An 11,616-nucleotide genomic window follows, 5' to 3' on the forward strand; every position below is an offset into this window, starting at 1 on the left:
CCCGCGATGAGCGAGATGATCACCGCGGACCTGGTCGACCTCGACCTGTCCGCCGACACCAAGGAAGCGGCGGCGCACGCCCTCGCCGAGCGGATGGCGGCCCTGGGCCGGGTGACCGACCTGGCGGGCTTCCTCGCCGACGTGGCCACCCGCGAGGCGCAGATGCCGACCGGCCTGGACGGCGGCATCGGCATCCCGCACTGCCGCAGCGCGCACGTCACCGAGCCGACGCTCGCCTTCGGGCGCAGCGCCGCCGGGATCGACTTCGGCGCCGCGGACGGCCCCGCCGACCTGGTCTTCCTGATCGCCGCACCGGCGGGTGCGGACGACGCCCACCTGACGATCCTGTCCGCCCTGGCCCGCCAGTTGATGAACGCCGAGTTCACGGCCGCGCTGCGCTCGGTCGCCGACACGGCGACGGCGGCGGCGCTGATCCGGGGGGAGGTGACTCCGCAGGAGGCCGCAGCGGCGCAGACGGAGGCGGCCCCGCCCTCGGGTGAGGCGGCCTCGGGCTCCGCGCAGACCTCCCCGGCCGACGACGCCGCCCCGGCGGAGGCGGGCACGCCGGACGCGGCCCGCGCCCCCTCGGAAGCACCTGCCCCGAAGGACACCACGGACCCCGCCACCGCCGATCCCACCCCCGAGCACCCCTTCAGGATCGTCGCCGTCACCTCCTGTCCCACCGGCATCGCGCACACCTACATGGCCGCCGAGTCGCTGGAGAACGCCGGCCGGGAGGCGGGCGTCGAACTCGTCGTCGAGACCCAGGGCTCGGCCGGCTTCACCCGCCTCGACCCGGCGCTGATCGCCGCGGCGGACGGCGTGATCCTCGCCCACGACGTCCCCGTACGGGACAAGGACCGCTTCGCCGGGAAACCGACCGTGGACGTCGGCGTGAAGGCCGGCATCAACCGCCCCGGCGAACTGATCACCGAGGTCCGGCAGAAGGCCGCCCGGGGTGAGACGACCGCCCCGGCCGCCGCCGGCACCCCGGTCGAACGCACCGGCGAACCCGGCGAGGGCTACGGCACCAAGCTGCGCAAGTGGCTCATGTCGGGCGTCAGTTACATGGTCCCGTTCGTCGCGGCCGGCGGTCTGCTGATCGCGATCGGCTTCGCGCTCGGCGGCTACAAGGTCAACAAGGCCCCCTCGGTCATGGACCACTTCGTCTGGACCCAGACCGACAGCTGGGCCGCGCTGATGTTCCAGATCGGCGGGGTGGCCTTCGCCTTCCTCGTCCCGGTCCTGGCCGGCTACATCGCCTACGGCATCGCCGACCGCCCCGGCCTGGTCCCTGGCTTCGTCGGCGGTTCGATCGCGCTGACCATCAACGCCGGCTTCCTCGGCGGCCTGGCGGCCGGACTGATCTCCGGCGCGGTGGTGACGGCGATCCAGCGAGTGCGGATACCGCAGGCGCTGCGCGGCATCATGCCGGTGGTGGTGATCCCGCTGATCTCCTCGGCCGTCGTCGGGTTCCTGATGTTCGTCGTCATCGGCAAGCCCATCGCCACCGCGCAGAAGGGCATGACGGACTGGCTGTCCGGGCTCAGCGGCGCCAACGCCGTGCTGCTCGGCGCGCTGCTCGGCCTGATGATGTGCTTCGACCTCGGCGGCCCGGTCAACAAGGTCGCCTACACCTTCGCCACCGCCGGGATCGCGGTCTCCGACCCGAGCGACTCGGCGATGAAGATCATGGCCGCGGTGATGGCGGCGGGCATGGTGCCGCCGCTGGCGATGGCCCTGGCCACCACCGTGCGCGGCCGGCTGTTCACCGAGACCGAGCGGGAGAACGGCAAGGCCGCCTGGGTCCTGGGCGCCTCCTTCATCTCCGAGGGCGCGATCCCGTTCGCCGCGGCCGACCCGCTGCGGGTCATCCCGTCGGCGATGGTGGGCGGCGCGCTCACCGGAGCCCTGTCGATGGCCTTCGGCGCCACCCTGCGCGCCCCGCACGGCGGCGTCTTCGTGGTCCCGCTGATCGGCAACCCCTTCCTCTACCTGATCGCCGTCGCGGCCGGCGTGTGCGCCTCGACGGCCCTGGTGGTCGTCCTCAAGAGTCTGCGCGGCTCCGCCCCGGGCGCCCCGGGCGGCGAGCGGGAGAAGGACGAGCACGAGCAGGCGGCGCGGGCCGGATCGGCCGACCGCGAGCAGCCGGTGGCCGCCTGACGGCCCCGACGCGGCCCTGCCGCTTCGGGTTGCTGTGAGCAGTTCACGTCACCTGGGAGATACGTCATGGTCCGGGGCCGATGCCCCGGACCGTGGTGTTCACTTGGCGACTCCGGTGCAGGGGGAGAGGTGCACGCCGACGGAGGGGGAGTGGTACCCGCCCGACGACGACCGCTGCATCAGCGGCCCCAGGGGCCTGGACATCGACCACCTGGTCCCGCTCGCCGAGGCCTGGGACTCGGGCGCCTCCGCCTGGACCGCGGCGGTGCGGGAGGCCTACGCCAACGACCTCGGGGACGACCGGGCGTTGATCGCGGTGTCGGCCGCGTCGAACCGGTCGAAGGCGGACCAGGACCCCACCACGTGGCTCCCCCCGGCTGCCGGCTACCGGTGCACGTACGTGACCGACTGGGTGGCGGACAAGACCCGCCGGGGCCTGACCATCGACGCCGCCGAGCACGACGCCCGGGCCGACCAGCTCTGCAAGTGCCCCAACACCCCATCACCGTGACCCTGGCCGGTAGTACCGAGCCGGCCGGCCGCGACTCCGGAGCAGCCGGAGGGGGCCGGCCGGCGCCCCACGCCGAGCCAGCGAGGCCCGGCCCCATGCCGCGCCAACGAGGCCCGGCCGCTTTGGGCTCCGCCCGGCGGCGGCCCTGCCCGGCCCGCACCGCCGGGAGCACGAGAAGCAGCGCCGGCAACCGGGTACCGGGCCGCCGCCGGCAGTACGCCGGTGACGGCCGGACACCGCACCTCGGTACGCACCGGCGCGCAGGCCGTGCGCGCTGGAGCCCAGTTGCCGAACCCGCCGCCCACGTAAGGGGCCTGATGGCGGCACAGCCCCCGTACGATGGCCGCGTGACTGCCCGCCGCACTCTTGGCGTCGGCCCTCAGGCCCCGCACAGCATTCGCGCCGCCCAGACCGACCTGCTCGACGCCCTTCCCGGAGTCCGTCTGCCCGACGTGGAGGAGCTGCGGACCCGTGGCGTCCTCGGCGCTCACGCGGCGGCGCCTTCGGCCCCGCGGCGAACCCTCGGCTCCGGCGCACGTGCTGACGAAGTCCCCAGCCCCGCCGATTGATGCTCGGTTCCTGGTGCCTGCCAGGCGGGCGCTTGTTTCGTGCGCATCGGTCAGCACCACACGGCGGAGTGCTCGCCACAACGGCAGGCCGTCTGCCGTGAGAACCGCAGAGGCGCCATGCCCGCGAGTCTTCCGCCCCGCGACCGGATCGGTCCACCGGCAGGACCACCATGATCGGTGACAGGACGGACTGCTGCCCACCAGTTCAGGAACAATGGGCTCCGAACGCGGTGGCCACGACGGTGCTTTGTGACGTTTCGCGGCAGAGGCAGAACCGAGGGAAGGCGGGCACATGACGGAGAACCCCGTGTCGAGCGAGGAACTCGCTTGGCTGGACGCGACGGCGCAGGCCGACCTGGTGCGGCGCGGTCTGCTGACGCCGCGTGAACTCGTCGAGGCCGCCATCGAACGGATAGAGCGGCTCAACGGCACACTCAACGCCGTCATCACGCCCCTGTATGAGAAGGCCCTCGCCGATGCGGAGGCGTCCGGGCTGCCCCATGGCCCGTTCCGCGGCGTGCCGATGCTGCTGAAGGACGCCCTGTGCCAGACCGCGGGTGATCCGTACTACGGGGGGATGCGCGCGCTGCGGGACCGCGACTGGCGGGCTCATGAGGACTCCACCCTGGCGGCACGGTTCCGGTCGGCCGGTTTCGTCTTCTGCGGCCGGACGAACCTTCCCGAGCTGGCCACCAGTGTGACCACGGAGCCGTTGGCCCACGGGGCGACGCGCAACCCGTGGGACCTCGATCGATCGCCTGGCGGCTCGAGCGGTGGGTCGGCGGCGGCGGTCGCCGCCGGCATGGTCCCGGTGGCGCACGGCAACGACATGGCCGGCTCGATACGGATGCCCGCCAGCGCCTGCGGCGTCGTCGGACTGAAGCCCACTCGGGCACGGTCCTCGTTGGGGCCACAGTACGGCGAGTACTGGGGAGGGGTGACACACGAGCACGTGCTGACCCGGTCGGTGCGGGACACCGCCGCCGTGCTCGACGTGACAGCCGGTGCGGCAGTCGGCGACCCGTACGCGGCGGCACCCCCGACGCGGCCCTACCGCGAGGAGGTCGGAGTCGATCCGGGCGCACTGCGGATCGGGTTCCGCTCGATCCCGCCGGGTGCCACCGACCCGGCCCACAAGGAATGTGTGGCGGCGGTCGAGCACGCGGCCCGGCTGCTCGACGGCCTCGGCCACCACGTCGAGCCGACACCGGCGGCGGCGCTGGACGCACCCGAGCTGTTCCAGGCCCTGCCCACCCTCTTCTCGGCCATACTCGCCTGGGAGTTGGAGCAGTGGTCGCAGCGTCTCGGCGAACAGCTCGAACCCGCCGACCTGGAGCCGATGAACGGGGCGCTCGCGGAGGCGGGCCGCTCGGTCACGGCCGCGCAGTGGCTCTCCGGCATACAGGCGTGGCAGAAGTGGGCACGAGGTGTGGCCGGCCTGTGGGAGACCGAGGTCGACGTCCTGCTCACGCCGACGCTGCCCACTCCGCCGCCGCGCCTCGGTGAGCTCGCCCCGGACGCGAAAGCCCCGATGGACCTGGTGGCCGATGTCGCAGGAAGTATCGCCTTCACCCTGCCGTTCAACGTCACCGGCCAGCCCGCCGTCTCCCTGCCCCTGCACCGCACTTCCGACGGACTCCCCATCGGCGTGCAGCTCGTCGCCGCGCACGGCCGGGAGGACGTGCTGATCCGATTGGCCTCCCAGCTGGAGCGAGCCGCTCCGTGGTCCGGCGCGCGCCCCCCGTTCTCCGCGTGAGGGCTTCCAGCTGATCAGCTGTCCCGGACTTCCCGCCCTGGCCGCGCGTCTACGCCTTCTTCGCCCGCTGGCCGGATACGGGACTGGTCACGAGATACGGGACTGGTCACCGAGCTGCACGATCGGCTGCGGGAAGCCGTCCGCGCCGGTGAAGGTCGCAGCGCCGAGCCGAGGGCGGGGGTCGTGGACTCGCAGGCGATGAAGGCGGACGTCATCGTCACCTTCGGCTCACGGGGGCTTCGACGCGGGCAGGAAGATCAACGGTCGCAAGCGGCACCTGCTCGCCGACACGCTCGGACTTCTCCTGACCGTGCTGGTCACACCGGCGTCCGTGACCGACCGGGACGGCGCCTCGGACCCGTCCTCCACACGTGGGGACTCCGGCGCCTGAAGGCTCCCGGCCACCCGCCCCTCAGCCTGGTGTGTCCTGGCATCCGGTCGCGGCCGGCGCTTTGAGGCGTGGCAGGGCGATCAGCGTCATGAGGGCGAGCGCCACCACGAACCACGCATAGTCCCGGGTCGCGGCCGCGAGGCCGCCGCCGTGCACGACGAGGACCCCGGCGATGACGGCGGGCAGGCCCATGCCCAGGTAGCAGACCACGTAGACCGTCGACAGAACACCGGCACGCTCGTGCTCGGCGACCAGGGGCACGACGGTACGCATCCCTCCCTGGAACCCGGCTCCGAATCCGACCCCGGACACGAAGGCACCGGCGAAGAATCCGGCGAACGAGGAGAGTCCGACGGCCGTGAGGGTCACGAGCGATCCCACCACGAGCAGCGTGATGCCGAAGAACATCAGGGTCCTGGGGGGCGTGCGCCCGAGCGAGACGGCGGTGGCGGACGAGACCACGGTCAGGACGAACAGGCCGAGACCGCCGATCACCGCGGAGCCCGAGCCCGAGAGTTCGCGGGCCAGCGCCGGGGCGAGCGAGCCGTAGAAGCCACCGAGCGACCACACCGCGAAGATCACCGGGGCCACCGCGAGCAACGGAGCGCGCAGATGTCGTGGCACCGCGAGTTCGGGCACGAGGGAGGAGCGCAGCCCGGGTGCCCGGTCCCCGGTGTCCGGCAGCACGGCGACCCCGGCGGCCTGAAGGGCGAAGACACCGAGGAATACGAGGTAGACGAGGTGCGTGGGGGCCGGCAGGTACTGGACGACCAGACCCGACACCAGTGCGCCGACGCCGGACCCCAGCCCCGGGGCGATGGCGTTGGCACGGGTGCCGCGCTCCCGGTCGATGTCCAGCATCGCCGCGCCCAGCGTGCCCAGGGCGCCGCCGGTGGCGATGCCTTGCAGCACTCGCCCGGCGATCAGCGCGCCGACGCCGCCGGCCTCGCTGAACACCACCATGGCGATGGCTTGGAGGGCCAGCGCGGTCAGCAGCACCGGCTTGCTGCCGAGGTGGCCGGACGCCCGGCCGAGCACGAGCAGCGCGGCCAGGACGACGACGGCGTACACGCCGAAGACAACGGTGGTGGTGATCGGGGAGAAATGCCACCGGGTCGCGTAGAGGGCGTAGACCGGCGTCGGCGCGCTCGACGCGGCGAGGAACGAGACGATGATCGACGCGAACAGCGCCAGGCCTGCGCCGCCCGTACGCCGGACGGCCAAGGGGACGTCACTCGGTGGCGTCGTGGTCTTCATCACACACCTCACGGCACTGCTCCTGGGCCCGGGGCGGACCGGGCCCCGGAGCAGTGCTCTATCGGGCCGCGTCATCGGGGTAGGCGGCGGTCGCCTGGATCTCGACGAGGAGTTCCGGGCTGGCGAGGCCACTGACTCCGATGATCGTCCAGGCGGGATAGGGAGCCTTGATGAGGCGCTGCTTGGCCGCGAGGAAGCCGGACATGTTCTCGCGGATGTCGACGTGATAGCTGGTCACGTCCACCAGATCGCCGAGGTCGAGGTTCTCCAGCCGCAGGATCTCCTCGAGGCGCCGGATGGCGAGCTCTGTCTGCTCCTCGACGGTCTCCCCCGGGACGCCGTCGGGGCGACGGCCGATCTGGCCCGAGATGAACAGGTGGCTGTGCGAACGGACCGCGGGGGCATGGCCGAAGCGCGCGAAGGCGCTGGTGGTCCCTCCGAAGACCGGCGAGTTGTCGGGGACCTCTACGTGGTGGATGGGCATTGCGGTGTGTCCTTCTCTCTGGTGTCTGCGCCGAGTGTGTGACGACTTCGGTGCTGACTGGTGTGCCGACGTGTGGGGCGACTTCAGAGCCGGCTTCTGCGCCGGCCTGTGAGCCCACTTCCGAGTCGTCTTCTTCGACCGGGTGGCGGACCGGGCGGGGCCGGTCAGTTCCCCCACCGGGAGGAGCTGCAGGCGTGCTCCATCCGGGTCCGGCCGTAGGCCTCGCGTTCCCGAAGGAATTCACCGGGTATCGCGTAACGCGGGGCGTTCCTTGGGTTCTTGGCGGCTTGCGCGACGATCGCGTCGGTGAGCGAACGGATCATCTCCAGCCGCGGGTAGGCGGCGTGGACGACGTCAGCCTGCTCATCGCTGAGGACGTCGGCGTAGGTATTGCCCATCGGGCCGCCGAAGTCGAGCGCGACGCCTTCGCGTACGAGCACGCACAGCGTCCCGCGGCGCTCCGCGATGCCCGAGGAGGTGTGCAGGGCGATGGCCTGCCAGACCTCGTCGGCGTCTGCCTCGGACCGTCCGTTCGCGCGGAGGAAGGCGGCAGCCCGGTCGGCGCCCTCGACCTCGAACCGCTGGGTGTGCGGACCGTCCGGCGCCACACCGAGGTCGTGCATCGTGCAGGCCGCGAACAGCAGGTCGTCTTCGTAGTCTCTGCCCGCGGCCAGTCCGAGGCGCGCGGCCACGAGCCGGGCGAACAGGTAGGTGCGAATGCTGTGGTTGAACACCGAGGGCGATTCCACCGGCTTGATCAGTTGTACGACAGCACCGGTGAGCGGTGTGTCGGGCAGCGCGATCAGGTCGGTGACCGTCTCGGGGTCCACCTGGCTGCGAGTCGATCCGGTCATGTCCACCAGGCTGGCACGCACCCCCCTGACCAGGTGAGTGGCAACCTTGACAGCTATCGATAGAATATTGCCATGACGCCCCACCGAGTCGCGATCCTGGCGTTGGACGGTGTCACTCCGCTCGACCTGGCGATCCCGGCACAGATCTTCAACACCCGCCCGGAGACCCCCTACGAGATGACCGTGTGCGGGCTCGGCTCCACGGTGACGACCTCCACCGGCTTCTCCCTCGTGACCGAAGGCGGCATGGACCACGTGCGCGCCGCCGACACCGTGATCGTGCCGGGGTACGAGCCGGGGAGGGAGCCGCTGGTACGGCCGTCGGAGGAGGCGCTCGACGCGCTGGTCCAGGCGCGCGAGCGGGGCCGACGCGTGGTGTCGATCTGCACCGGCGCCTTCGCGCTGGCCGAGGCAGGCATCCTGGACGGACTGCATGCCACGACACACTGGCTGCACACCGGCGAACTCGAGCGGAACTTCCCGTCCATCACGGTCGACCGCGACGTGCTCTACGTCGACGAGGGAGACGTGCTCACGTCGGCCGGCGTGTGCTGCGGCATCGACCTGTGCCTGCACCTCGTGCGCCGCGACCTGGGGGCGACCGCGGCCAACCGGATCGCCCGCAGCCTGGTGGCCCCGCCGCACCGCGACGGCGGGCAGGCCCAGTACATACCGGCTCCGGTCACCGAAGCCGGGGAGGCCTCCCTCTCCGAAACCCGGAGCTGGGCGCTGCGCCACCTCGACGAGCCGCTCACACTCCAGGTCCTCGCCCGGCACAGTGGTGTCTCACCGCGCACCTTCATGCGCCGGTTCGCCACGGAAACGGGTACAACACCCCTCCAGTGGCTGCTGGGCGCCCGCCTCGGCAAGGCACGCGAACTACTGGAGACCACGGACCACTCGGTGGAGCAGGTGGCCCGGGAATGCGGCCTCGGCACAGCGGCGAACCTGCGTCTGCACTTCCGGCGGACCCTTGGCACCACCCCCACCGCCTACCGACGCACTTTCACTCAGTGACACCGCTCGGGCGCCGACCGGGCCGCCCGCCGACGTGCCGGTTCCGGAGAGCGCCGCGGATGCGGGGGCGCGGGGCGGCGGTGTGCGGTTGTATGTGCCGGGGGCCCGGCTGGTGCCCACACGGCAGGTGGCCGGTGTGGCGGAGGTGGCGGGGCATACGGTCGCGGCCCGCGGGACGTGCTGTGTGTACGGGGACACGGGCCTGGGCAAGACGGTCGCCGTCGAGCAGGCGCTGATTCTTCTGCCCGGCCGGCTGCCGGCGTGGTCCGGCTCTGCCGCGAGCTGGCGACCGCCGCGACGAGGCCACCGCGGCGGCGCTCGCCCGCAGCGCATTCCTCGCCGATCAGGCCCGCGCCGAGCCGAAGGCGTGGGTGGAAGCTGTGCAGGTTCTCGCTGCCAAGTAGTAGGTGGAGCCGGCAAGTGCACAGCCACCTGCAGGGGGGAGGCCGAACGAAAGGTGAGAGGCGACAGGTCTGGCTGGAGGAGGCTCGTTTCCTCGCTGCTTATCCAGATTTGTTCGCTCGCGCAGAGAAGCCGTTGCTTACCGGCTGGGCGACATGCAAAGCTGCGGCAGATTGTCCGCGTTGCGCCCAGTGAAGTATGCGGCCCATACAAGATCCGGAGCGGCCACGATACTCACACACTGGCCCTCAACTGGACCTACAACCAAGGAGCAGAGCGCTTCTTCCGTGCCTGTGGGCATCACGCCGGGAAGACCAAGTGCACCGTTTGGGAGGACTAAGCCGCGCGACTCGGTGACTGCGTGGCCGATGTGCCAGCGCCACGCCCTGGCTATGCTAAAGGCTGCCCCGTAACCGCTGATTGCGGCAAGCGCCGGTCTGTCTCCCTGTGCCGGGCACGATTGAGCGGCGTGGGCGTTGTCAGTGGGCGAGGGCACAGTGACGGCATGAGTTCCTCTTCGTCCACCGCAGCCAACGCGTCCCACACCTCTCCTGTCTGGGTGGAGTCGATGGGCGGACCTTTGATCGTCATCCCCGCCTCCGCTCTGGCTGCATGGCGCGGATGCACGGAGACCGGGGTCATGGCGGGAGACGCCACCGCTGCAGACGACTACGACCGGGCCTGCGCGGTGGACGATCTGGCTGGTGTGATCACCGTTGACGAGAACGGTGCGCAGGCACTCGTGCTGGCGGCCGAGCCGGCCACCAGCTGCTACCTGCCCGAAGACCAACGCGCAGGTGGCCGCCGAGAACCCGATGCGGCGGATGGGCACCCCGGAGGAGGTCGCCCGGACGATGGCCTTCCTCGCCTTCGAGGCCACCTTTCCCACCGGCGCGGAACTCCCCGTGGACGGCGGCGGCTCCCAGCTCTGATCCGCACCCCGCCCACACAGGCGCCCCCCTGCACTGCACGGGGGCGCCCGCAGCAGATCGTTCTCCCCAACGGGGGCCCGCCGTCGGGTCGTCGGCCCACGGCGAGGGTGGCGGGGTGGTCGTCATCCGGGCCTCGGTGCGTCACCGGCACGCGTGGTGCCGGCTGGTCGTCCTCGCTCCGGGGATCGCCCCGCGACGGGGGTGACCCGCCCGGTCGTGGCGGGGCGCCAGTGGTTCAGCCCTGCTTGGGCGCCGTGATGGGCACCAGGCGCAGGGTGAAGGAGTGACCGGCCGGATCGGCGTATCCGCGTTCCTCGTACGGCCCCGCCGGGTCCTTGGTGTCGGTCGGCCGGCCTCCGAGTCCCACCACCCGTCGTTCGGCCTCGTCCATGTCCTCGACCAGGAAGACGAGATGGGCCTGGAGGGAGTTCTCCGGGCGCGGCCAGCTGGGCGAGGTGGCGTTCACGTCGCGGCGGAAGGCCAGCCGGATGCCGTCGGCACCGCGGATCTCCACGAGGTTGGCGGACGCGCCCGTCTGCTCGCCTCCCAGCAACTCCCTGTAGAACAAGGAGAGTTTTTCGGGCTCGGCGCAGTCGAGGACCACGAGTCCCGCCTTCACCAAAGTCATGCTTCCTCCCGGGTTGGTGGCCTGCCTCTGCGGATATCCCCGGACGCCGGATTCAGTCGGCGGCGGTGAGTCTCCGCAAAGGTCCCGCTGTGTGGATTCGCCGCGTTCCGCAGTGCGGGCGGCAGCTCGTTCGATCGCCGACCGCGGCGAGCGCCCAGGCCGGCGAACCAGTCCACGTCCCGGCCTCCCAGCCGACCTGCTTGAGCAGCCGCCCTGACGACCCGCTCATCCGGCCGACGGTGTGGGTGAAGATCTCCTTGCCGCGCATGGCCAGGGAGTGGTCGCTCTGCTGGAACCCCGCGGCCGGATCGGCCAGTGGGAGCGAGCCGCCACCCGGCACCCGGGCGACTTCGCGGTGGAGACCGTCGCTGCCGAGGTCGAAGCCGAGCAGCGCGCCGGGTTCGGACTCCCGTCCCGCCTCCAGTACGGCGGCCCCCGCGCCGTCGCCGAAGGTGGACGGGGGTGGCCCGATCCTCGGGGTTGAGCCGGGTGGACCACAGGTCCGCGCCGATCACCAGGACCCGGTCCGCGAGCTGGGCCGCGATCACGCCGGCGGCCACCGAGAGTCCGTAGACGAAGCCGGCACAGGCCGCCGTCACGTCGTACGCGGGCGGCGTTCCGAGGCCGAGACCGGCCGCGACCTGCGGGGCCG

9 protein-coding genes and 4 pseudogenes are annotated in these 11,616 nt (G+C 71.7%); 8 read left to right on the plus strand and 5 right to left on the minus strand.

What is annotated here, in order from left to right; genetic code table 11:
- The first annotated feature begins 6 nt into the window (after positions 1–6).
- From FRZ03_RS08775 to FRZ03_RS41150, 4 genes and pseudogenes are all read left to right on the plus strand, one after another.
- Positions 7–2,163, plus strand: a complete 2,157-nt coding sequence (locus FRZ03_RS08775; RefSeq protein WP_146464597.1) for a PTS fructose transporter subunit IIABC — start codon at positions 7–9, stop codon at positions 2,161–2,163.
- 103 nt (positions 2,164–2,266) lie between these two features.
- Positions 2,267–2,674: an HNH endonuclease family protein gene (locus FRZ03_RS08780; RefSeq protein WP_398659964.1), complete on the plus strand. Its 408-nt coding sequence runs from the start codon at positions 2,267–2,269 to the stop codon at positions 2,672–2,674.
- Between the two features lie 861 nt (positions 2,675–3,535).
- Positions 3,536–4,999 carry an amidase gene (locus FRZ03_RS08785; RefSeq protein ID WP_146464599.1) on the plus strand — a complete coding sequence of 488 codons (1,464 nt, stop codon included), beginning with the start codon at positions 3,536–3,538 and terminating at the stop codon, positions 4,997–4,999.
- Positions 5,000–5,025: 26 nt separating this feature from the next.
- Positions 5,026–5,348, plus strand: a pseudogene (locus FRZ03_RS41150) (transposase); the annotation flags it as partial.
- A 63-nt stretch (positions 5,349–5,411) separates the two neighbouring features.
- Here FRZ03_RS41150 and FRZ03_RS08795 read toward each other — a convergent pair.
- From FRZ03_RS08795 to FRZ03_RS08805, 3 genes are all read right to left on the minus strand, one after another.
- Positions 5,412–6,647, minus strand: coding sequence for an MFS transporter (locus FRZ03_RS08795; RefSeq protein ID WP_146464600.1), 1,236 nt, complete (start codon positions 6,645–6,647; stop codon positions 5,412–5,414).
- A gap of 58 nt (positions 6,648–6,705) precedes the next feature.
- Entirely contained in the window at positions 6,706–7,131 is a 426-nt protein-coding gene (locus tag FRZ03_RS08800; RefSeq protein ID WP_146464601.1) for a RidA family protein, read from the minus strand.
- Positions 7,132–7,295: 164 nt separating this feature from the next.
- Positions 7,296–7,985, minus strand: coding sequence for an HD domain-containing protein (locus FRZ03_RS08805; RefSeq protein WP_146464602.1), 690 nt, complete (start codon positions 7,983–7,985; stop codon positions 7,296–7,298).
- Between the two features lie 72 nt (positions 7,986–8,057).
- Here FRZ03_RS08805 and FRZ03_RS08810 point away from each other — a divergent pair, with 72 nt between their 5' ends.
- From FRZ03_RS08810 to FRZ03_RS08820, 3 genes and pseudogenes are all read left to right on the plus strand, one after another.
- Positions 8,058–9,002, plus strand: a complete 945-nt coding sequence (locus tag FRZ03_RS08810) for a GlxA family transcriptional regulator (protein WP_146464603.1) — start codon at positions 8,058–8,060, stop codon at positions 9,000–9,002.
- Between the two features lie 970 nt (positions 9,003–9,972).
- Positions 9,973–10,131, plus strand: a pseudogene (locus FRZ03_RS40130) (Imm21 family immunity protein); the annotation flags it as partial.
- Positions 10,132–10,195: 64 nt separating this feature from the next.
- A pseudogene (locus FRZ03_RS08820) lies at positions 10,196–10,336 on the plus strand (SDR family oxidoreductase); the annotation flags it as partial.
- Between the two features lie 235 nt (positions 10,337–10,571).
- Here FRZ03_RS08820 and FRZ03_RS08825 read toward each other — a convergent pair.
- Positions 10,572–10,964, minus strand: a complete 393-nt coding sequence (locus FRZ03_RS08825; RefSeq protein ID WP_146464604.1) for a VOC family protein — start codon at positions 10,962–10,964, stop codon at positions 10,572–10,574.
- A gap of 277 nt (positions 10,965–11,241) precedes the next feature.
- Between FRZ03_RS08825 and FRZ03_RS40135 the strand changes: the two genes are divergently transcribed.
- The gene (locus tag FRZ03_RS40135) at positions 11,242–11,448 is read left to right on the plus strand and encodes a hypothetical protein (RefSeq protein ID WP_261398737.1); all 207 of its coding nucleotides are present in this window, start codon (positions 11,242–11,244) and stop codon (positions 11,446–11,448) included.
- A 31-nt stretch (positions 11,449–11,479) separates the two neighbouring features.
- Here FRZ03_RS40135 and FRZ03_RS41155 read toward each other — a convergent pair.
- Positions 11,480–11,563 (minus strand): annotated as a pseudogene (locus FRZ03_RS41155) (hypothetical protein); the annotation flags it as partial.
- Between the last annotated feature and the right edge of the window lie 53 nt (positions 11,564–11,616).

This window comes from Streptomyces misionensis (assembly GCF_007896895.1).
Lineage (GTDB): Bacteria > Actinomycetota > Actinomycetes > Streptomycetales > Streptomycetaceae > Streptomyces > Streptomyces misionensis_A.

Excerpts from the sequence above, each read along its gene's own strand:
- FRZ03_RS08775 (WP_146464597.1), top strand. The coding sequence starts at position 7 with ATGAGCGAGATGATCACCGCGGACCTGGTCGACCTCGACCTGTCCGCC.
- FRZ03_RS08825 (WP_146464604.1), bottom strand. The coding sequence starts at position 10,964 with ATGACTTTGGTGAAGGCGGGACTCGTGGTCCTCGACTGCGCCGAGCCC.
- FRZ03_RS08805 (WP_146464602.1), bottom strand. The coding sequence starts at position 7,985 with ATGACCGGATCGACTCGCAGCCAGGTGGACCCCGAGACGGTCACCGAC.
- FRZ03_RS08785 (WP_146464599.1), top strand. The coding sequence starts at position 3,536 with ATGACGGAGAACCCCGTGTCGAGCGAGGAACTCGCTTGGCTGGACGCG.
- FRZ03_RS08795 (WP_146464600.1), bottom strand. The coding sequence starts at position 6,647 with ATGAAGACCACGACGCCACCGAGTGACGTCCCCTTGGCCGTCCGGCGT.
- FRZ03_RS08810 (WP_146464603.1), top strand. The coding sequence starts at position 8,058 with ATGACGCCCCACCGAGTCGCGATCCTGGCGTTGGACGGTGTCACTCCG.
- FRZ03_RS08800 (WP_146464601.1), bottom strand. The coding sequence starts at position 7,131 with ATGCCCATCCACCACGTAGAGGTCCCCGACAACTCGCCGGTCTTCGGA.